The organism is Mesorhizobium sp. M0016, assembly GCF_040324035.1.
Classification (GTDB): domain Bacteria; phylum Pseudomonadota; class Alphaproteobacteria; order Rhizobiales; family Rhizobiaceae; genus Mesorhizobium.
In genome coordinates this window covers 1-21,070 of record NZ_JAMYVM010000034.1, presented here as the reverse complement: position 1 = coordinate 21,070, position 21,070 = coordinate 1, and the positions used below count along the sequence as shown (strand labels likewise).

The 21,070-nt window shown below is 63.8% G+C and carries 18 protein-coding genes and 3 pseudogenes; 9 read left to right on the top strand and 12 right to left on the bottom strand.

The genetic code is table 11. The features are described 5' to 3' along the window. Positions 1 to 9 precede the first annotated feature (9 nt). Together NKJ88_RS30370 and NKJ88_RS30365 are read right to left on the bottom strand one after the other, a co-directional pair. Positions 10 to 1,389, bottom strand: a complete 1,380-nt coding sequence (locus NKJ88_RS30370; protein WP_023695088.1) for an FGGY-family carbohydrate kinase — start codon at positions 1,387 to 1,389, stop codon at positions 10 to 12. Continuing rightward, entirely contained in the window at positions 1,386 to 2,168 is a 783-nt protein-coding gene (locus NKJ88_RS30365) for a DeoR/GlpR family DNA-binding transcription regulator (RefSeq protein WP_352446639.1), read from the bottom strand. The genes NKJ88_RS30370 and NKJ88_RS30365 overlap by 4 nt, the downstream gene beginning before the upstream one ends. A gap of 192 nt (positions 2,169 to 2,360) precedes the next feature. Here NKJ88_RS30365 and NKJ88_RS30360 point away from each other — a divergent pair, with 192 nt between their 5' ends. Genes NKJ88_RS30360 through NKJ88_RS30350 form a run of 3 tightly spaced genes read left to right on the top strand, consistent with a single transcriptional unit; the run spans position 2,361 to position 5,525 of the window. Then, entirely contained in the window at positions 2,361 to 3,404 is a 1,044-nt protein-coding gene (locus NKJ88_RS30360) for a class II aldolase/adducin family protein (protein ID WP_023738259.1), read from the top strand. Beyond that, complete coding sequence (locus NKJ88_RS30355; RefSeq protein ID WP_352446638.1) at positions 3,388 to 4,677, top strand: FGGY-family carbohydrate kinase; 1,290 nt, start codon at positions 3,388 to 3,390, stop codon at positions 4,675 to 4,677. Before NKJ88_RS30360 ends, NKJ88_RS30355 begins: the two co-directional genes overlap by 17 nt. After that, the gene (locus NKJ88_RS30350) at positions 4,674 to 5,525 is read left to right on the top strand and encodes a TIGR01459 family HAD-type hydrolase (RefSeq protein WP_352446637.1); all 852 of its coding nucleotides are present in this window, start codon (positions 4,674 to 4,676) and stop codon (positions 5,523 to 5,525) included. The genes NKJ88_RS30355 and NKJ88_RS30350 overlap by 4 nt, the downstream gene beginning before the upstream one ends. Positions 5,526 to 5,600: 75 nt before the next feature. Here the strand turns inward: NKJ88_RS30350 and NKJ88_RS30345 are convergent, their stop codons facing one another. Genes NKJ88_RS30345 through NKJ88_RS30330 form a run of 4 tightly spaced genes read right to left on the bottom strand, consistent with a single transcriptional unit; the run spans position 5,601 to position 9,524 of the window. Continuing rightward, positions 5,601 to 6,782, bottom strand: coding sequence for a hypothetical protein (locus NKJ88_RS30345; protein ID WP_352446636.1), 1,182 nt, complete (start codon positions 6,780 to 6,782; stop codon positions 5,601 to 5,603). Positions 6,783 to 6,803: 21 nt separating this feature from the next. Continuing rightward, entirely contained in the window at positions 6,804 to 7,814 is a 1,011-nt protein-coding gene (locus NKJ88_RS30340; protein WP_352446635.1) for a succinylglutamate desuccinylase/aspartoacylase family protein, read from the bottom strand. Between the two features lie 2 nt (positions 7,815 to 7,816). Then, a complete protein-coding gene (locus tag NKJ88_RS30335; protein ID WP_023670576.1) occupies positions 7,817 to 8,161 on the bottom strand; it encodes a RidA family protein in 345 nt (114 codons plus the stop codon). A gap of 37 nt (positions 8,162 to 8,198) precedes the next feature. After that, entirely contained in the window at positions 8,199 to 9,524 is a 1,326-nt protein-coding gene (locus NKJ88_RS30330; protein WP_352446634.1) for an alanine racemase, read from the bottom strand. A 71-nt stretch (positions 9,525 to 9,595) separates the two neighbouring features. Between NKJ88_RS30330 and NKJ88_RS30325 the strand changes: the two genes are divergently transcribed. Continuing rightward, the gene (locus NKJ88_RS30325; RefSeq protein ID WP_352446633.1) at positions 9,596 to 10,537 is read left to right on the top strand and encodes an amidohydrolase family protein; all 942 of its coding nucleotides are present in this window, start codon (positions 9,596 to 9,598) and stop codon (positions 10,535 to 10,537) included. Here NKJ88_RS30325 and NKJ88_RS30320 read toward each other — a convergent pair. The 4 genes from NKJ88_RS30320 to NKJ88_RS30305 are packed head-to-tail and all read right to left on the bottom strand — an operon-like array spanning position 10,511 to position 15,020. Then, positions 10,511 to 11,482, bottom strand: a complete 972-nt coding sequence (locus NKJ88_RS30320; protein WP_352446632.1) for an ABC transporter permease — start codon at positions 11,480 to 11,482, stop codon at positions 10,511 to 10,513. The genes NKJ88_RS30325 and NKJ88_RS30320 overlap by 27 nt on opposite strands. Next, a complete protein-coding gene (locus NKJ88_RS30315) occupies positions 11,479 to 12,444 on the bottom strand; it encodes an ABC transporter permease (RefSeq protein WP_352446631.1) in 966 nt (321 codons plus the stop codon). The genes NKJ88_RS30320 and NKJ88_RS30315 overlap by 4 nt, the downstream gene beginning before the upstream one ends. Further along, entirely contained in the window at positions 12,441 to 13,940 is a 1,500-nt protein-coding gene (locus NKJ88_RS30310; RefSeq protein ID WP_352446652.1) for a sugar ABC transporter ATP-binding protein, read from the bottom strand. Before NKJ88_RS30310 ends, NKJ88_RS30315 begins: the two co-directional genes overlap by 4 nt. A 27-nt stretch (positions 13,941 to 13,967) precedes the next feature. After that, entirely contained in the window at positions 13,968 to 15,020 is a 1,053-nt protein-coding gene (locus NKJ88_RS30305; protein WP_023748647.1) for an ABC transporter substrate-binding protein, read from the bottom strand. A gap of 235 nt (positions 15,021 to 15,255) precedes the next feature. Between NKJ88_RS30305 and NKJ88_RS30300 the strand changes: the two genes are divergently transcribed. The 5 genes and pseudogenes from NKJ88_RS30300 to NKJ88_RS30280 all read left to right on the top strand — a co-directional run. After that, entirely contained in the window at positions 15,256 to 16,056 is an 801-nt protein-coding gene (locus tag NKJ88_RS30300; protein ID WP_352446630.1) for an IclR family transcriptional regulator, read from the top strand. Between the two features lie 1,486 nt (positions 16,057 to 17,542). Then, a complete protein-coding gene (locus tag NKJ88_RS30295) occupies positions 17,543 to 17,860 on the top strand; it encodes a hypothetical protein (protein WP_023704493.1) in 318 nt (105 codons plus the stop codon). Between the two features lie 47 nt (positions 17,861 to 17,907). After that, complete coding sequence (locus NKJ88_RS30290) at positions 17,908 to 18,036, top strand: hypothetical protein (RefSeq protein ID WP_023729077.1); 129 nt, start codon at positions 17,908 to 17,910, stop codon at positions 18,034 to 18,036. 181 nt (positions 18,037 to 18,217) lie between these two features. Beyond that, positions 18,218 to 18,346 (top strand): annotated as a pseudogene (locus tag NKJ88_RS30285) (glutathione-dependent formaldehyde dehydrogenase); the annotation flags it as partial. 832 nt (positions 18,347 to 19,178) lie between these two features. Continuing rightward, positions 19,179 to 19,286, top strand: a pseudogene (locus NKJ88_RS30280) (SDR family NAD(P)-dependent oxidoreductase); the annotation flags it as partial. Between the two features lie 191 nt (positions 19,287 to 19,477). Here NKJ88_RS30280 and NKJ88_RS30275 read toward each other — a convergent pair. Then, positions 19,478 to 20,128: pseudogene (locus NKJ88_RS30275) on the bottom strand (SDR family oxidoreductase); the annotation flags it as partial. Positions 20,129 to 20,241: 113 nt separating this feature from the next. Continuing rightward, positions 20,242 to 21,070 (bottom strand): gamma-glutamyltransferase family protein (locus tag NKJ88_RS30270; protein ID WP_352446629.1); only part of this gene is annotated, 829 nt, incomplete at its 5' end.

The window sequence follows — 21,070 nt, the reverse complement described above, 5'->3', positions numbered from 1 at the left end:
CAGCGACAATCACCGTGCGCCTCCCGCTGCCGCGCGGGGGATGCCCTGCTCGCCGATGAGGCCACGCCATGTGTCGCGATATCGGGCAAGTCCGGTGAAGCTTGCGGCACGCACGGGCTCCGGCACTTCCGCGGCAAATTCGCGGCCGACGGTCTCGAAGGCCAGCGCCGCCGCCCCGGTGGCGCTGCCCTCCAGTGTGGCCCCTTGCAGGAAGGCCTGGCTGGGACGCAGTTGCGCCACTAGCCCGGCGAGCAGGCCGCCAGCGTTCAGTCCGCCATCGACGATCACGGTGTTGTCCGAATGGATCTGGTCGAGGCAGAGGTCGACCATCAGCGCGACGTAGAGCAGCGCCACGGCTGCGCGTTCCTCGGCGCTTGGCATGCGGCCGACCAATTTGCCGGCGCGGCCGGGCATTGGGCCGCCCGGCGCGAAGCTCGGCAGCGCCATGCTGCCGGCGTTGATCACCCGCTGCACTGTCGCCGGCGCGATCGCGCCTTGCCAGCCGTCGCTGATCGTGGCGAATTCGCGCCCGCCCATAAAGCGGATGGTCGGCACAGGGCCGCCGTCGACATCGACATTGACCAGCATGTCGCGCTGGCCATCGAGCGCGTCGAGCAGGCAATCCGGATTAAGCACGACCACCCAGGTGCCGGTCGAGACGACGGTGACCGGGCCAAGCTCCTGCCGGCGATAGGCATGGAGCGCGGCATTGCTGTCATGGACACCATTGTGGATGGCGATCCGCCGCTTCGTATCGCCGAGGCGTTGCTCGCCGACAACCGAGCCCGCCCGCTCGAAAGCGGGCATCCGGTCGCGCCAGCCCTCAATGTCGACCAGCGAACTGAAGTCGCGCTTGCGCGGCGCCCATAAATGCGAGTGGCAGCCGAGATAGGACACTTCCGAGACCGCCCGGCCGCCAAACCGCCAGCTCCAGTATTGTGGATAGCCGAGGATCGATTTCGCGGCCGTGAATGCACCGGGTTGCACCGCCTGTAGCCACAGCATGTGGCGACCGTAGTTGAAGCCGAGCGGCAATCGCGGCGAGAAGGTCTCGGTGAAATCCGGAACGAGGCGATCAATTTGCGCGGCAATATCAGCCGGCGGCTCTTGCTCGTAATCGAGTATCGGATGCGTCAGCGCCGCCTCGTCGACCAGGGCAAAGGTGCAGCCATGGCCCGACACCATCACGCCCTCTACGCCATGGATGTCGGCGGCCTCGCTTACGGCGCGAACCGCCCAATCGTGAAGTGCTGCCTCATCAAGCACGCTGAAGCCATCTTTGCGCATCCAGTTCGGCCGGGTCCGGCGCTCGTCGACGATGCGCCCGTCCTGAGCGAAGACGAACAGCTTCGAATTGGTCTTGCCGAAATCGAGGACGGCCATCTTCACTGGATGGCTCCCGAAGCCGAGGCGACGCGCACCATGACGCCCGCGTCTTCCAGCATGCGCGCGTCGACGTCGGACAGGCCGTCATCGGTCACCAGCGTGCCGATGCGCGACAAGGGCAGCGCGATGTTACGGGCGTGGATCGACAGTTTGCGGCTGTCGGCCAGCACCACGATCTGGTCGGCACACAGGCTGAGATCGGCGATGGAGCGGACCAGCAGCGGGTGCGATTCCAGCACGCCCTCCTGGCCAAGGCCTTGCGCGCCGAGAAAGAACTTCGATGCGTAGAACGGCTCCGCCTGGGTCGGTGAATGGATGACGCCCGGCTCACGATGCAGATCGCCGCCGGCAACGGTCAGGCTGCAATGGCCGTGGTCGCTCAGATAGGCCGCGAGCGGCATCGAATTGGTATAGAGACGGATGCTGCGCTCAGCCAGCTTGACCCCAAGGTGGAAGCAGGTCGAACCGCCATGCACGATGACCGCATCGCCGTCGCGCACCATCGTGGCCGCGAGAGCGGCGATCTGCCGCTTGGCCTCGACCGCGAGGTCGCGGTTCTCGTCATAGGGTCTGGCATAGGCAACACCCGCCTGTGAAGCGCCGTCGAGCGCCGAGATGCCGCCATAGACCTTCCGTGCTTCACCGGCCTCGTCGATCTTGTCGATGTCGCGCCGCACCGTCGCCGCCGACACGCCGAGCTGCTCCTGCAGTTCGCGCACCGACGCGAAGGGACGATCCCGCAGCAACTCGACGATCTGACGCTGGCGGCCGGAGTCGCTCAATCGTTTTCCTCCCGGAAGCCGTTTTTGCCACGGCATTTGACGTAACTTACTCAACATCTTTCCGATTGCAAGAACTTTTGATGACATTAGATCACTATTGACGTAAGTCGCTCGCATCTGCGATACACATCAACATCCCACGACGGGTATCCGAAGCTGCGAGGCTGGCGGGGCTGATAGAGGAAATGCGCCATGGCGACCTATGCGGATGCGCAGGAAATGGCTGCCTTGCGGGCGCTTTCGGCCAGCATCGGGCGCAGCCCAAACCTGACCCAGGCCGCCGGCGGCAACACCTCGCTGAAAGCCGGCGACACGCTGTGGATCAAGGCTTCCGGCACATGGCTGAAGGATGCGCTCTCCGAAGATATCATGGTGCCGGTGGCCATGGCGCCGCTGCTCAGGGCTGTCGAACAGCGCGACAGCGCCGCCGACCAGCCGCAGATCTTCGCCATCGAGACGCTCAACGCCCGGCGCCTGCGCCCTTCGATTGAAACCACCGTTCACGCGCTGATGCCGCAGCGCGTCGTCCTGCATGTCCATTGCGTCGAAACCATTTCGCTGGCGGTACAGGCCAATTGCGAGGTGGAAGCCGCCAGACGCCTTGATGGTCTCAAATGGGCGTATGTTCCTTATTTCCGGCCAGGCCTGCCGCTTGCCCAGGGTATTGCCGAGCGGCTTCAGGCTGGGGTCGACGTGCTGATCCTTGCCAATCACGGGCTGGTCGTCGCGGCCGATACCGTCGCCGAGGCCGAAGTGCTGCTGCGCCGCGTCACGCTGCTTCTGGCGCGGCCGGCGCGCCAAGTGGCGGAACCGGATGTTGCGGGATTGGCGGCGCTGGCCGGGAAAACCGGTTACAGGCTGCCGGCGGAAATCGAGGCGCACGCGGTCGCCATCGATCCCGAAAGCCGCCGCATGGCGTCCGGGGGCAGCCTCTACCCCGATCACGTCATCTTTCTGGGTCGGGGGTCGGTGGTGGCAAAGCCCGGTGAGGATGTGCCGCGCGTCATCGAGCGGTGCGGTGCAAACCCCGTGGCGATCCTGTTTCCCGGGCTGGGCGTGCTGATGCGCGGCGATGCCAGTGCGGGCGCCGACGCCATGCAACGCTGCCTTGCCGACGTGACGGCACGCATCGACATTGCAGCGCGGCTGAACTACCTCACCGCCGCGGAGAACGATGAACTGGTCAACTGGGACGCCGAGAAGTATCGCCAGAAACTCAATGCCGCCAGCCGCTGACACGCCGCTTGCCATAGGCATCGACATCGGCACGTCCGGCGCGCGCGCGGTCGCCATGCGTCCAGATTTTTCCATTGCCGCGCGTTCCGCCGTTTCGCTCGAGTTGTTTGGCCGGAATGCCCGCGACCCTGCAGTGTGGTGGTCAGCGGTCGGCGCAGCGCTGGCGGAACTGCTTTCGGGCATCGACCGAACAGCGGTCCGGTCGATCGCTGTTGACGGCACTTCAGGTACGTTGCTGCCGGTCGACGGCGCCGGGCGGCCGCTGGCCGAGCCGCTGATGTACAACGATACGGTCGCCGACAACGCCATTCTGGTCGCGATCGCTCGCGAAGCCCCAGCGACCAGTGCCGCACTTGGGGCGACGTCCGGTCTCGCCAAGGCGCTCTGGTTCCAGCGCACGCCCGGTGTTGCCGCGGTGCTGCATCAGGCGGACTGGATCGCGGGACAATTCTCCGGTCGCTTCGATGTCAGCGACGAGAACAATGCCTTGAAAACCGGTTACGACATCACGGCCCGCTGCTGGCCGGACTGGATTGCGGCCACCGAAATGCGCATGGAGTTGCTGCCCGGTATCGCCAGGCCGGGCGATGTCGTCGGCAAGCTCACCGCGGATGCCGCGGATATGTTCGGCTTACCGCGCAAAATCGCCGTCGTCGCCGGAACGACCGATGGCTGCGCCTCGTTCCTGGCGACAGGTGCCGCGGCAATAGGCGACGGCGTCACCGCGCTGGGGTCGTCGTTGACCGTCAAGATCCTGTCCGACCGGCCTATCTCGGCGCCACGCTTCGGCATCTACAGCCATCGGCTTGGAGATGTCTGGCTGGCGGGCGGCGCATCGAACTCCGGCGGCAAGGTGCTGACACAGCATTTCCCTCTGGCGCGCATCGTCGAGCTGAGCATGGCGATCGACCCGATGACCGAGACCGGCCTCGACTACTATCCTCTTGCCACTGCAGGCGAACGCTTTCCGATCGCCGATCCAGCACTGCCGCCGCGTCTTGTGCCCCGACCGGTGGAGGACGCCGACTATCTGAAAGCCATGTTGGAGGGTATCGCCGCGATCGAGGCGCTCGGCTATGACAGGCTCGCTGAGCTCGGCGCGCCGCGGCTGACGTCGGTCAGAAGCGTCGGCGGCGGTGCGGCGAATGCCGCCTGGACGGCGATCCGGCAGCGCAGACTTGGTGTTGATTTCCTGCCGGCGCTTTCGGACGAAGCCGCCGCCGGCACGGCGCGGCTGGCGCTGATGGGCGCAAGCCTGGCGGGGCTTCTATGAGCGCGAAAACAGTCGAACACCTCAACGGAATCAGTCAGCTGGCCGAGCGCTATGATGTTTTCCTGCTCGATCAGTTCGGCGTGCTGCATGACGGCGCCAGCCCCTATCCAGGGGCGGTGGAAGCACTATCGGCGCTGAAGCGCGCCGGCAAGACCACTGTGCTGATTTCGAACTCCGGCAAGCGGGCGGGGCCCAACGAGACCCGGCTGCTAAAGCTCGGCTTCGAACCGGGAAGCTGGGACCATTTTGTTTCTTCCGGCGAGGTCGCGTGGGAGTTCTTCCACGACATGGCGGTATCCGGAAAGCTACTGCCAAACACGAAATGCCTGTTGATGAGCCGCGACGATGACCGCTCGGCGATCGAAGGTCTGCCCTTCGCATTGACCAAGGACGGTGACGATGCCGGGCTGGTGCTGATTTCGGCCAGCGAGGGCGACCGCTATGATCTTGAGCACTACCGCCGACTTCTTGCGCCGGCTGCGGTGCGGCAGGTGCCATGCTTCTGCACCAACCCTGACAAGATCATGCTGACGGCAGTGGGGCCGCGCTTCGGCGCCGGCCGGCTGGCGGATCTCTACGAGGACCTCGGTGGTAGCGTCACGCGTATCGGCAAGCCTTACCCCGCCATATTCGGCGCCGCACTGGCGCTGGCAGGCAATCCAGACCGCGGCACTGTGGTCTGCGTCGGCGACAGTGTCGAACACGACATCGCCGGCGGACTTGCTGCCGGCGTGGCCACGGTGCTGGTTCTGTCAGGAATATTGGCGGAGACCCCTGACCTGTTCGATCTGTTCGACACGATGGACGCCTACCCGGATTACACCATGGATGGCTTCAGGTTTCGCTGATTTGATTAACCCGGCAGCGCTCGCGCCCGAATCCGGCCTCAACGCCTCGTGGCCGACGAGCATTGGCCGGCTGGCTCAAGACCGCCGAACAGCGCCGATCCAGTCGAGCCGCGCGGCTGGAATGAGGCCGTAATTGTAGAAATTGATGCCGTCAACACCGGGCGCCAGCGCCGGCTTCACCTTGGCCGCCAGGATGTCGGGGCGGGCCATTTCCGGATAGAACAGCCGGTAGCCGGCGCCGAGGAATTTGTCCGCGCCCAGTGCCGCACGGCCGGCCGCCATCAGGCTGGCGACATCGCCGGCCTGCATGTCGTAGGCGCACAGGATCGCCCCGTCGCAGACCTTGCCCAGCGCTGCCAGATCGCAACCGCCAAGCCAGCCGTCTTTCAGATCGATAATAACGACCCGCGTCGTGGGATCGGCTACCTCGCGCAGTTCGGCGACCAGGCTGGTCACTGGCTCGAATCGCCACAAGAGATAGGCATGGAGTTCCGGCCATGGGGCAAAGGCGTCGGGCCCGCAGGCGGGAAAATTGGGAAAGCGCCGCTCAGGCACCGCACGCTCGCAGGTCTCGACGATCCATTGCCTGGTGAGCTTGCTCGCCGCCTCGGCATCGATGCCGGCTTTTGCCGCACGGGAGACGCAGGACGGACAGAAGCACAGAGACAAAAGAAAATCGTCTTCCGGCGTCAGCCCGACACCGTCCTTCTCGTGATGGTATTCATGGGCAAAGCCCATGAAGGACGGGCTTTCAAGTTCTATCCGGTCCGGCCGGTAGCTGTGCGAGATGTCGGCGATCAGCGCGCGGACATAGGCGCGCGCATCGGGATGGGACGGGCAGAGATTGTAGTAATTGGCATCGCCGAAGGCGTTGCGGGTGACGGCCTGCGGATGCAGCATGCCCAGGCGGGTGTTGTGCAGGCAGACCGTCCAGCACGAAACGCCTAGTCCGCCCGCGTCGCGACGGCGGATGAGCTGACCGAGCACGTCGCCGCCCTCGGTGATCACGTCAGCCACCTTGGGCTGGATGGCTAGACTTCCCCAGCGCGCTGCGGTCGGCTTGAAATAGATGGTGCCGTCCTCAGGGAAATAGGCCTTGCGGCGCGGACTGCGCGGCTGCAGGAAGCGCCCGGCATGATAGGATGTCGCCAGGCTGATCATGTTGAGCCCGGCGCGCCCGACAAGATCACGTTCGACCGTCTCCAGGCCGAGATCCTGGATGTCCCAGGGATAGGTCCACATGGACAGTTGCTGCATGGAATATCCTCTGCCTTTGGCTCAGCCGTCGACCGGCTCTGCAACCTGCATTAGGCAGTCGCCCGCCTCACACATCGTGTGCAGCCGGCGCGACAGCACCAAGCCGCTTTCGGCGAAATGCAGGGCCTCCTCGGCAACATCGAGCCGCTCGAGATCGTGGTACCAGCCGGCCAATTGTCCTGAAGTGACACTGTCGCCGAGCCTGGCGGCGGGCTCGAACCAGCCGCGGCGGGTGGCATAGAGGCCCTGGCTGTGCCTGGACAGGGACAGCAGCCTTGTCGGCGCCGAAGGCTTTTCGCCCGCGCCAAGAACCGGCGCGTCGACCACACCCATTGCTATCATCAGACGGTCGAGCGCGCGGGCCGTGATCGCCATCGAATCGACCGTTGCGGTGCCACCGCCGCCGAACTCACCGCCGACGCCGACGGCGCCGGCGCGGCGCGCTGCGCCCATCGAGGTTGGCGAGGCCTGGCCGTTGTCAGCGATAAAGCCGTAGGGCATGCCGAGCGTGCGCATCAGCTCGACGCCACGCCGGTGGCGCTCGGGATCGGCGTTGCGTTCGACCAGCGCGGTCGGCAGATGCTCCATCGACGTGCCGCCCGAATGGATATCGAAGACGACGTCGTGACGGGGGAACAGCTCCGTCTCAAGGAAATTGGCGAGCCGGCTTGTCGGCGTTCCCGAGGGATCGCCGGGAAACGCCCGGTTGAGATTGCCGCCGTCGAGCGGCGAGCAGCGCTTGGCGGCCATCACCGCAGGGGCGTTGGCCATCGGCATGATGGTGATGCGGCCCTTGATCCGCTTCGGATCGAGCCGGCGCGCCAGTTTTGCCAGCGACAGCTCGCCCTCATATTCGTCGCCGTGATTGCCGGCCATCAAAAGCAGTGACGGGCCGTCGCCATTGCGGATGAGGCAGATCGGCACCTTGACCTGAAAGTAGGGCGAGCGATCGATCGAGAACGGAATGCTTAGATGGCTGAGCGTCTTGCCGTCGCGGTCGAAATCGAGCGTGTGGGCGAGGCCGGTGTGCATGGTCAGACCGCCGCGACCGCGGTGATTTCGATGCGCAAATCAGGGTCGGCAAGCCGCGCCTCGACGCAGGCCCGCGCCGGCAGGCGGGCAGGATCGATCCAAGCATCGTAGATGCTGTTCATGGCCTCGAAATCACCGATCTGCGGCAGGAAGATGTTGACCGCCACCAGCTTCGACTTGCTGCTGCCGGCTTCGACCAGCAGCGCCTCGACTTTGGCCAGCACGTCGCTGGTCTGGCCTTCGATGCCGGCCTTGCGATCGTTGGCCACCTGGCCGGCTATGTGAACGAGGCCGCCATAAACGACTGCCTGCGACATGCGCGAGCCTGACTGAAAATACTTGATCATATCGGATCCTTTCGAGGTTCTCTTTCTGGGGATCTGGTCAGCCGAACCAGGTGGGGAAAGCGTGGCGGACGTGGCCGGTTGCGTCGACGCCGAAGATCACGCGATAACGGTCGAGGCAGGTGCAGGGGTGCGAGATGCCGAATTCGATCACGTCGCCGACGGCGATGTCGTCGCTCGGCGCAATCGACAGGAAGGCATGCTGGTCGTTGAGCTTGACCACCTCGGCGCGCGCGATGGGCATCGGCGACGGCTTCCCGGCGCGGAAGACCGTGAGCAGCGTTGGAAATCCCTGGTCGAACGACACGTCGCGCATCCCCATGCCGCAGATGACGAGGCCGGGCTCAGGCCGCGACAGCACTTCGGCCCATAGGCGTAGCGCAGGGCGAAAGGAATGCCGCGCCGAAGCGCTGCTGCCGCCTATGGCAAAACCCTTGCGGGCATCGAGGGCGCCGAGCGAACGGTCATAGGTGCCGTGGTCGTGGAAGAAGATGGCGCCGCTGCGCAGCACCAGCGTTGCGTTGCCGTCGCTGAAAACCACCGGCGAAAGTGCTTCAACCACTCTATCGAAGAAGGCGGAGCCGCCGGCTGTGACGATCAGCGGTGCGTCGCCGCCGACGCGGGCACGCAGCCGCAGGAACATGTCGGCGGTCATTGCCAGCAGGCGGGATATCACCTCATCGGTGCGACCGGGCTCGGGTTGCGCCGCCGCCCCTTCATAGGTCGTAACGCCAGCGATCAGCAGCCGCCCGCCGGCAGCCGTGATCGCATCGGCGATGGCCTCGGCTTGCGCGGTGGTGCGGGCGCCCGCCCTGCCCGCACCAAGTTCGACCAGCACGCGCAGCGGCGGCAGCGCCGCATTGGCGCGCCAGGCCTCGGCGAGCGCATTCACGGCGTCGACCGAGTCGGCAAAGACATAGACCTCGGCATCCGGCCAGGCAGCAGCAAGCACCGCCAGCCGGTTGGCGCCGCCGGCTCCGCCAACCTCATTGGCGATGATCAGCCGTGTCAAGCCGGCCTTCAGCATCACTGTCGCTTGCCTGATGTCGGCGACCGTCGTGCCCCATGCGCCGGCCTCGACCAGCGACCGGGCAAGGTCGGGCGCCATCGGCGTCTTGGCATGCGGAGCGATCTCAACATTGTGTTCGCGCGCATAGCGCAGGAACAGGTCGCGATTGGCGGAGAAGGCCGCCTCGTCGAGGGTCAGCACCGGAAGCGCCATGCGTCCATCGGCGGGATGCCAGTGCTCGCCCGCGACAACGCTGCTGTCAAGCCCGGTTGTGCCGGGAGGCACGCCGCGGATGCGGTCGTCGAGCTGAAAATTTTCGCGCACTGAAAGGGCTGGAACTGGTGAGTTTTCAGTCATGCGATGCTAACCCTTTTACCGTCGCAGAACGAAGCCAGGATCGATCGCCGGTCACAGCCTGAGAGAGATACGTGCCAGAACCTTACGCCGGACCGATCATCGACGCCCATCATCATCTTTGGGATCTCAGACTGGGACGGCATCCCTGGCTCGCCGCCACGGCCGGCGAGCGCGGCGGCCTGGGCGAGCTTGGCCCCTTGCGGCGGAACTATCTGCCCGGGGATTATGCGCGCGATGCCATAGGGCATAATGTCGTCGCCACCGTCCATGTCGAAGCCGGCTGGGCGAGTGGCGACTGCATCGGAGAAACGCGCTGGCTTGAAACACTCGACAAATCGCGCGGCGTCGCCGCCCGCTATGTCGTTCACGTGCCGCTCGCCGATCGCCAGGCGCCGGCGCTGATCGAAGCGCAAGCCGCGTTCGAGCGTGTCGCCGGCGTGCGCGACATATTGAGCTGGGATCCCGACCCTGCCCGCCGTTTTGCGGCCCGTGACGGCATCATGGACGATCCGGCCTGGCGCGCCGGGCTTGCCTTGCTTGGCCAGCATCGGCTGGCCTTCGACCTGATGGTGTTTCCGCGCCAGCTCGCCGACGCGGGGCGGCTTGCCAGGGCCTTCCCCAACCAGCAATTCGTGATCAACCATTGCGGTAGCCCGATCGACCGCGACGCCGATGACATGCAGGTGTGGCGCGACGGGCTGCGGCTTCTGTCGCAATGCGACAACGTCGCCATTAAAATATCGGATCTGGTCGCCTACGATCATGACTGGACGCTCGACAGCCTGAAGCCCGTCGTCCTGCATTGCATCGATTGTTTCGGCACCGGTCGCGCCATGTTCGGCAGCGACTTTCCGGTCGCCGGTCTGCATGCCTCGTTCGATGACATATATGACGGCTTCAAAACCATCACAGTGGACTTTTCCGTCGACGAGCAGACGGCGCTGTTCTTCGGCAACGCAAGGCGCATCTATCGGCTCGACGATGTGTCATCGGCGCGCCTGCTCCCGGCCTGAGAGCAGCAGCAGGCCGAGGATCAGCGAGCCGAACAGGATGCTGCGCCAGCCGGGCGATGCGTTGACGACGGTGATCAGCGCGGTGATGGTGACCAGCAGGATGGCGCCGGGGATGGTGCCGGCATAGGTGCCGAGCCCGCCGAGGATCGAGGTGCCACCGAGGACCACGGCGGCAATCGAGGCGAGCAGATAGGGATCGCCGATGCCGACATAGCCCTGTCCGTTCATGCCCAACACGAGCACGCCGGCAAGTCCCGAGCAGAAGCCGCTGATGCCGTAGACCGCAAGCGTCGTGGACGTGACCGGAACACCGGACAGTGCCGCGGCAAGCGGGTTGGCGCCCATGGCGAAAATCCGGGCGCCGAGCGATGTCGCATGCATCGTGGTCAGCACGATCACCGAGACGACCACCCACAACAATACGCCAGCGGGAATGCCGGCCGGCCGGCCATTGCCGAGCCAGTGGACCAGCGGGTTCTCGGCGGTCACGGCGCTGCCGCCGGCGATGATGATCAACAGACCCTGCAGGAATGTCGCCATGGCCAATGTCATGATCATCGGGTGGACGCGCAGCAAAGCGACGCCGAGCCCGTTGACCAGGCCGATTGCCGTGGTCAGCACCAGAACGGCAAGAATGGCGGTGATGCCGGTCGGATCCACCTGCCACGACAGCAGCGGCAGGCTGACGGCGCTGACCGTGACGATGGCCGCGACGGAAAGGTCAATGCCGCCGGCGATCACCACAAAAGTCTGGCCCGCGGCAACCAGGCCGATGACGGCGCCGAGCTCCACCAGATAGCGCAGATGGCCATAAGCGCCGAAGCCCCGCGAAACGAAGCTCGCCACGATCCAGACCGCGGCAACGATGGCAACGGTGAGAAACGGCCGGCTGCGCAGGACCGTCAGGGCGCGTTTGCGGCCCGCGCTGTCATTCCATGCTGTCATTGCTGTGCCTTGCGGAATTGCGGGATGGCGACCGCGCCGATGATGATCAGGCCCTGGGCCACATATTGTGCGACCGGCGTGAAGCCGAGGAAGAACATGACGCTGATCATCAGGCTGAGCAGCAGGCTGCCGGCAAGCGCGCCGCGCATCGTGCCCTGGCCGCCGAGGAAGCCGATGCCGCCGAGCACCGCAGCGGCAATCGAGTTCAGGGTAAAGGCGGCGCCGATGACCGGGTCGCCCGAACCGGTCTGTGCGGCGACGAACAAGCCGGCGCCGGTGGAGAGCAGACCGCTGATCGCATAGGCCGCAACGCGCGCGCCGTCGACCGGCACGCCGGAGCGATAGGCGCCGACCGGATTCTCGCCGGCGGCATAGAGGCTCAAGCCAAGCGGCGTGGCGAGATAGAGCTTCCACAGGAGAATGATGACCACCAGCAGCACGAATGCCGCCGGTGTGTTGCCGGCAAGCAGGTCGGACAGCCACGCCGGGATTGCGCCGCCGGGCCGCGGCAGGATCAGCAGTGCGGCGCCGCCGATGATGAACGACCCGGCAAGCGTCACCACGATCGCCGGCAGGCGAAGCCGTACCACGATGAAGCCGGTCGCCGCCCCGATGCCGAGTCCCGTCAGCGCCACTGCGGCAGTGCCCCCGGCGACGCCCAGCGGCCCGGCCATCGTCGTCGCGGCGATGACCGCGCCCAAGCTGACCGTCGCGCCGATGGCTAGGCTGATGCCGCCGGTGAGCATCAGGATCGCCTGCGCCATGGCGACCAGCGCCAATGGAAACCAGCTCTGCGTGAATTTGGCGAAGCCGGACGCCGTGAACAGGCCCGGAAAGAGGACGCCATAGGCGATGAGAAACACCAGGACGACGGCAAACAGGCTGCGCACGCCGACATTGCGACGCATCTGCACCGGCCAGTAGAGCGCATCGGTCTGCCGGGCGGAGGAAGATCCGTTCATGCCGCAACCTTCCGCTGTTCGGCGCCCATCGCCGCGGAGACGATGGCTTCCTCGCTCAGCGCTCCACGCGCCATCATGGCGACGATGCGGCCTTCGCGGACGATGGCTACACGGTCGCAAAGGTGCACGAGTTCGGGCGTGTCGGAACTGAGCAGCACGACCGCCTTGCCGGCGGCGGCGAAATTGCGAAGCATCATGTAGATCTCACGTTTTGTTTCGACGTCGACGCCGCGCGTCGGATCGTTGAGCAGAAGCACCAGCGGGTCGTGCGGCATCCATTTCGCCAGCGCCACCTTCTGCTGGTTGCCGCCCGATAGAGCCTGCGCCGCCCGCCCGAGGTGACCCTTGATGCCGAGTTGGACGGCAAGGCTTTTGGCCGTCTCGCGCTCTGCGCGGCGGCTGCGCAGCTTCAGCGCCGGCAGCCTGGCAAAGGCGGGCAGCATCATGTTGGTGATGATGGGATGGATCAGGTGCAGGCCCTCGCGCTTGCGATCCGCGGGCACATAGGCCAACCCCAGCGCGTTGGCTTTCGGCACGCCGCCGGGCAGGCCGGAGGCGCCGTTGACGGTCGCCGACGCCGTCCGTGCCGGAATGGCGCCGTAGAGACCGAGCAGCAGATCTTCCTGCCCTTGCCCGACCAGACCGCCAATGCCAAGCACTTGGCCCGTTTTGATATCTAGATCGACGTCGCGCATCAGGCCGGCCGAAAGATTTCGGACGGAGATAGCGTCGGCAGGCAAACTGGAAGGCTGCCATTGCGGAAAAAGATCACCGGGATCGCGGCCGACCATCAGCCGAACCAACCCGGCGGCGTCGGTGCCTTCCAGGGTGCGGTCGGCCGTGCAGGTGCCGTCCTTCAGCACGGTGACGTGCTGGCATAGCGCCATGACTTCGTTCAGTCGGTGCGAGATGTAGAGAATGGCGATGCCTTCGCCGCGCAACCGCTGCAGCAGATCGGTGAGGATTTTGGTTTCGGTTGCCGATAGCGACGATGTCGGTTCGTCGAGAATGAGCACGCGCGGCCGGCGGTAGAGCGCCTTGGCGATCTCCACCATTTGGCGGCGGCCGAGCGACAGATGCCCGACCGGCGTCGACAGCGGCTCGTGCAGCCCGACAAGTTCGCATGCGGTCCTCGCCCGCGCAGCGAGTTCGCGGTAGTCAATCAGGCCGAACCGTTTGGGATAGGCGCCGAGACCAATATTTTCGGCGATGGAAAGACTGGCCGTCAGGCTGAGTTCCTGCTGGACGACGGCGATGCCGGCCTGCCGCGCAACAGCCGGCGTCATGCGTGAGACCGCGCGTCCATCGACCTCGATCGTCCCGCCATCCGGTCTCAAGGCGCCGGACAAAAGGTTGATCAAGGTCGACTTTCCGGCGCCGTTCTCGCCGAGCAGCGCATGCACGCGGCCCGGCTGGAGAGCGATTGAAACGTCGCGCAGGACGGGGTTGCCGAAGAAAGACTTCGACACACCCCGCGCCGCGAGCAGCGGAGCCATGGTTGTCAACGCTACAACCCTTCAGGCTTATTTCTGAGCCAGCAGCTTCTTGAACAGCTCCTCATCGTAAGGAGAAAAGATGTAGCCGTCAGCCGGGAAGTCCTTGGCCCGGGCGAGGTATTCGTCGATGTTGGAATTGTCGATTACCGGCAGCGGAATCTTGACGAAAGCCGGCACATCCTTGCCTTCCAGCGCCTGGACGGCAGTGTAGGTGGCGAAGGCGCCGAGCCAGTTCGGCTGCATCGTCGCCCAGCTCTTCAAGCCCTTTTCTTTCCAGAGTTCCAAAAACTGCCGGGCGTTCTCACCGGTGATCGGCACCTGTTCACGGCCCTGCTTGTCGAGGGCCAGCACGGCGCCTGCCGACAGAGCGCCGCCGAGCGACAGGATGCCGTCGATCTCGGGGTTGGCGAAGAGCAGGCTGGTGACGGCTTCCTGTGCCGGCGCGACGTTGTAGGGCGTGTTGGTCTCGGCAAGCACCGTCACGTCGGGATGGGCCTTGAGCTCAGCGTCGGCGCCTTTGCGCCTGTCATCGCTGACCGAAACCCCGGCGGGGCCATTGAGGATCAGGATCTTGCCCTTGCCGCCGATGGCGTCGATCAGGAACTTGGCGGCCTGGTCGCCCCATTGCGAAGAATCGGTGTTGACCTTGGCGGTGACCTTGTCGGTGTCGACGAGGCTGTCGAAGTTGATGATGGCGATGCCCTTGGCGCAGGCGTCGGCCAGAACGCGTGCCGGTGCGGTCGACGAACCGGCGATCAGGATGATGGCGTCGACATCGGAATCGATCATCGACTGAATCTGCTGGATCTGGACGTTGGCATCGCCCTGAGCGTCGGTGACGACGAGCTTGTCGACCAGTCCCTGCTTCTTCAGGGTCTCGACTTCGGCTTCGATCGTGCCTTGGGTCTGCTTCATCCAGGTCGGCACGGAATAGATGTTGGCCCAGCCGATCGTGTACGGCGCCTTGCGGTCGCCCTTGATGCAGTTGGCGGCGGCATTGGCCTGCGAGGCGACGCCAAAGCTCAGCACGAGACCGAGGCAAAGCGCGCTGGCGGATGCGAAAAACGGTGATTTCATCATGACTGTTCCCTTCAGAGGTTGTGGCCTCGACGTGCAGAACAAGGGCGAGGAAACCCGTCGGTCGCCGGGTCTTGGAAACCGTGTGTCCTCTCGGGATTTGTCTGCGTCAGGCTCGTTAGTTTGTCTGGTATTTCAGACAATGTGTCTGTATATCGGACAAATTGGATGCTAGACCGAGCCTTGACATCTTTCAAGCGCCTTGAGACGAGAACCGAAATGATTTTGGCGGATGGTCATGAGCGACGGCACTAACGATGCGATCGGGAAGGAAGCCGGCGCGGAGCCGCGCCACGGCGAACGACGACGCGGCATTGACCGCGTCATCATGCTGCTCGAGGCGTTGCTGCGGCACCGCGCGCCAATGCGCGTCGGCGACATCGCCAAGATGATCGGCGCGCCGCGTTCGACCACCTACGAGATCGTCAACAGCCTGCTCGACGCCGAAATGCTCGAAAACGTCGGCGGTGAAGGTTACGTCTATTTCGGACGCGCCATGCATCTGTTCGGCTGGGCCTACTCACATCACAACGCCCATTACCGTCGCATCATCGAGACCTTGGATAAGTTGGCCGCCGAGACAGGCGAGACGGTCCAGCTATGCGGCCTGCGTGGCAACAAATACGTCGTTCTGGACTGCCGAGATTCGCCGGGCCCGTTCCGGATCTCAAGCGATGTCGGGGTCGAGGTGCCGATCCCATGGACGGCATCCGGACGGCTGCTCCTCGGCCATATGAACGAGCAAGAGTTGAGGGACTTCATCCCATCTGGCGACTACAAGCTTCCCGACGGCCGCATCATTGCACCAGCCGAATTCTTTGCCGATGTTGCCCTGGCCCACCGGCAGGGTTTCAGCGAGACCGCCGCTCTGGCGGACCGCTTCACCTGGTGCATGGCAGCGCCCATCCACGACGGCCACGGCGCCATCAAAAGGACCTTGTGTCTGGTGTTACCCGTCGACACGCCGGAGCCACGGCGCGACGAACTGCTTGCCTTGCTGCGCGAGCGCGCCCGTGGACTGTCTCTGGCGGGAGGCTGACGATCAGCCGTCGTGCCCTCTGGTTGAAGCCTCTTAAAGGCACATGGATTCCGCTCTTCCCCATTGGTTCCATTTAGGTTCGGGACCTTAGTCCCATAGTCGGTGGATAAGGTCCGAACCAGGGAACACGCAACCGGAAGCCACATTAGGAGAAGACCGTCGATCAAAGTCCCTTCATCGCCGGTTGAGGATCCCGCCGCTCTTACTGTCGAGAGCGCGGCGGGATCCTTATGCGCGGAGCGAGCACATGAGATTTGTCGAAATTTTCACAGATGTGCTTACGGCCCTGCTTCTCGCTTTATTCGTGTGCGGGATATTCGCTGTTTTCGGAGGCCATCTGGTTCCTCCACGCTACGCAAAGATGGTGTTGCTGCCGGACCTCGATAAGATGACGACTGCATCATCTACACCCAGCTTGCCCGATTCCATCGACTTGCAAGTTCAAAAGCGCCCAGAGGTGCAAAGGCCTGCCGGCGTGACACAGCGCGGAGTCGGTCTGGAGCCGCCAGTGCCATCCAGCAAGCGGTAAGAATCAGCGGAGGTTTTCGTGGCTCCCCAGCTATCAGAGAGCGCCGGCGATTATTGACAGACCCGGCTCTTGAAATTGGCTGAAATCGCCGCTCCACATTTCCGCATCTGTTTGAATTGTGTTTATCAACTAGTGCGAACGCTATGGCGAAGCAGGTTGAGTTGGCGGCGTTCCTGGCTGATCCCCGCCAGTGCTTGATCGCGGCGTGGGATCCTTGTCGAGCTTGGGATTTCGGTCCACCGGTTCGCCATTCACATCGTCGGCCTTGGAGTTTGCAGGGTCCGTTTGGCCAGGATTTGGGCTGTAAGTATCTGGCGATGGAACCCGGCTGTTTTGTTGTGTCGCCGGTGTCTTAGCCTGCTCGCCATAGATTTCAGCGATCCCCCAGGCAACGAGCGCCAAGACAAGGCCTGCCAAGAGCACGCCAAGGACCGGTCGCCCCAAGCCACCCTGCCTGGCCCGCTTTTCCGGAATGTTTCTGCTCATGATCGCAACCTTGGGCTAAGAGGAGTGGCCCGCGCTCCAGGAGCGAAGACGCGGGCAGTCAAGAGCTCCGGATGTTGGCCATGCGGCGAACAGGGAACTCGCTGCACATACCGAACTCGCTGGCGCTGTTGATGTTCCCACGGAATCCAAACAGCGCGCCGCCGGGAGCCGGACTGGCAATTTGGGTTGGAGTGGCTGGAACGAGCCAGCTCAAGGTCAACGAGCGGCGGTGTGCGTAAGCGGGCATTGCGAGCCAGACTGGAACTTTGCCGAATCTGCCGCGTTGCCGACCATGGCCGACTACAACGAAACCACCATCCGGTGCTGACCGGTTGCAAGGCCGCGTTGCCACCAGGGACATCTGTTTGAAGGCTATCTGAAATTTGCTCCTCGTTGTCGGCGATTCCGCCCAATGGAACATCCTGATCCGCTCGCGGTTGGGGAAGCCCGGGCCAGCTCAGGAGCATCATCATGAACGTCGAACGTAACCCGGCCGAAGACAGAGGCGATATTCAGTCTGGGGTGACAGAGGACAAGACGCCGGGATTCGACCCGGCGGCGGCGCCTATGGAAACCGATGCCGAAGCGGCAGACACCGGCGCCGTGCCGGTTCCCGCAGCGACGGGCACGCCGGCTTTCGCTAATCAAGCAAGCTTCGCCAATGCGATGCGGCGGCCGGACGACGAGAGCGCCCCGGCCCCGAGTAAAAACGGCCCGGTGCTGGCCATTGTCGCGCTTGTCGTCGTTGCCGCCGTCGTGTTCGTTGTCGCCGCGATGCTGGCGCGATAGCAGATCCTGCGCTTGCGCCAAACCTCTGCCCTTGGACGCGTTCAAGGATGTGGCCGTGGGCAGCAGGCGATCAGCGGCTGGAAAAGCAGGTTGCAGCCGCGCATGCCACGCCGGCCGGCACCCCGACCGAGCAGCATTGCGGCATGGCCGAACCCGGCTCGGCCGCCAAGGGTTGAGGCCGGATGCTCGTTCGAAGCGGGAACATTTCACATCAAGCCAAGTTCGGGCTCGCAGAGCTTGTCGTCAAGGAACAGCACATGAAGGCCCTGACATGGCACGGCAAAGGCGACATACGTTGCGAACAGGTGGCCGATCCGACGATCCAGGATGAACGCGACATCGCTGCAGAAAGTTCGGAACGGCGATATCGACCCGTCATTCGTGATCACCCATCGGGCTGGCCTCAAGGCCGGGCCCGCACTTTACAAAACCTTCCGCGACAAGGAGGACGGCTGCATCAAAGTCGTGATGCGCCCGCACGGCTGACCGTTCTGTCCAATGGCCCGACTTTGTTGTCCGGCCGTCTGCATGCTGAAAAGGCGAGAGTTGAAAATGGCCAAGGACAAACCCGTATCGACAAACCCGGCCGCCACACCTTCGGTCAGATCGCCTGAGGCCGCCGGCCTGCCACATCCCCGTCGCGATGCTGAAGACAGCGATTCCGGCGCCAAGCCGACGGCGCCCAAGACCGCTGGCGCCCAGCAAGCGTCCAGATCGCCGCTCGACAGCCGCGTTGCAAATCGCAATGCCGGCCGTCCTCGTCAGGCAGGCACGACACCTCGGCCGACCGACGAACCGCTGGAGTAAAATGAAACCTTAGATGCGGCGCGGGTATCTGCACCGCGGTGTGTGTGCAGTCAGGGTCTTCCTGCCTGCCGACAGCGCCATACAGGTCTTGATCTCCCGTGGATCGCCGGGATCGGCAATCAAGACTTTAGCGGGAAATTCGATGGTACCGTTGGCTGGATCGGCTTCGGCTCTACACGATTGTATTTACTATGTTTTTCCTAGCGTCGACAGCCGATTTGTATCACAATAGGTATCACAACGCGTAACACATTTTCTGCTACTTCATGGTACATAACCACACGCGGTTGAAGCCGGCGCTACGATGCCGCTTCTCGGCCGCTTTCATCAATTGATCTGCCAAGTCGCTGGCGGCGATCGGATCGTCTCGCGCCGCAATGGGGAGTTGCTCGGCAACCCACCCTGTCCAAAAACTTCAGTCCGGGAACACTCAAAATTCCAAGCGGGGTGCGCACCGGGCTGAAAGTCCGGCGTTTTTGTCCATATCTCGTCGTACCAACGACAGAGATACATTGATGCCGAAATTCTTATCACCGGTGCTTCGTCGGGTTTCGGTCTCGCCACGGCAGAACTCTTCCTTGCTCGGGGTTGGGAGGTCGTCGCGACCATGCGCACCCCCACGCACACAAACTTCAGCCTCGGCGAATGCGTTGGCGATGCTATTTCGCTTTCCATAACCCGCGACCTGATCGTGAACGACCTCGTTTCGGAGTCAGCCCTTGCGCTCCTGAAGACTGTTGCCGCCGTCAGGGCGCCGTTGACGTAACTCGCGCCTTCCGATGCCAGGAACACCACCGCTGCGGCAACCTCGTCCGGTCGCCCGGCCCGCGCCGGTGGCGTGTGCAGGGCAGCTTGCCGCTCCATTGCGCTAGACGAGCCCGTTTCGATCCAGCCGGGGGCCACGGCATTGGCCGTGATGCCGCTTTTTGCCACTTCGAGCGCCAGCGTGCGCGTCAGGCCGACCATGCCGGCCTTGGCGGCGGAATAGGCTGCTGTGCCTTCGAAAGACACCAGCGGCCCGGTAACCGACGCCACATTGACGATGCGCCCATAGCCTGCCTCTACCATCGCCGGCAAAAACGCGCGGGTGACCAGGAATACGGTCTTCAGGCTGACGTCGATCCCTTGGTCCCAGTCTGCCTCGGTCATGGCAAGAAACGCCTTATCGGACGAGGGCGATGCCAGCGAACCCATGCCGGCATTGTTGACCAGGATGTCGACAGCGCCGACATCAGCCCGCAGCCGCGCGACTTCGGCCGCGATGGTGAGATCGGCGACCGCAGCTTTGGCATTGATGCCCTCGGCGCAAAGTTCGGCGGCGCGATCGAGTACACGCGCGCTGGCACCGTTCAGGAAAACGGCATGACCGGCAAGACCGAGCTGCCGCGCTATGGCAAAGCCGATGCCGTCGGCAGCACCCGCCCCGGTGATCAGTGCTCGCTTGATGATAGAAGAAGGCATGGTCAAATCAGACTCCGCTGGTTGCTACGAGGATGAGCCCATAGGCCCAAGTATGCGAGATGGCCGGACAGTGGCCTCGACCTTTGTTCCTCGTCCAACACCTGTGTAGCGTTCTAAATGCCGATTGCGCAGCCGTCCTTGCGTGGGTCTGAACCGCCCTGCAGCGTTCCATTCATCCAGTCGATCATGATCGCTTGGGCGCCCCCGATCGGCTCTTCCGCCGGGACGATGCGGAATCCGCGACCGGCCAGTTCCTCCTGAACCGCGACTGGAAGCGTGCTCTCGACCTCCACGTCCATCGTGCCAGGAATTGGAAAGACGCGGGGCAGATCAATGGCTTGCTGAAGGTCGAGGCCAAAATCAAGAACTTTTGACAGGAAGTGCGCGTGACCCATGGCCTGATACGCTCCACCCATCACACCGAAAGGCATAACAACGCGCCCATCCTTCACCAGCATGCCCGGAATGATCGTGTTCAGCGGGCGCTTGCCTGGTTCGATAACGTTTGGGTGGTTGGGATCCAGCGAAAAACTTATACCGCGATTGTTGAGTATCACGCCCGAGCGCGCCGCGACGATGCCGGAGCCAAAACCATAATAGATCGAGTTGATGAAACTGACGGCGTTGCGATCCTTGTCGACGACGGAAATATAGACCGTGTCGCGATGCACCGGAATATCTAATGAAGGAAGATCCGCGCGCGCGCGGCCAAGATCAATCATCCTCGCCAGACGATCCGCCGTCGCGCTTGAAAGCAGTTGCTCGACCGGCACCGCCACCTTCGCCGGGTCGGCGAGCAAAGCATCGCGCGCCGCATAAGCAAGTCGCGTCGCCTCGATCTCGATGTGCAGCCGGTCGGCGGATTGAGGGTCACCCTTGGCCTCGAAGCGCGACAGGATATTGAGGATCATGAGCGCTATGACGCCTTGGCCATTTGGCGGA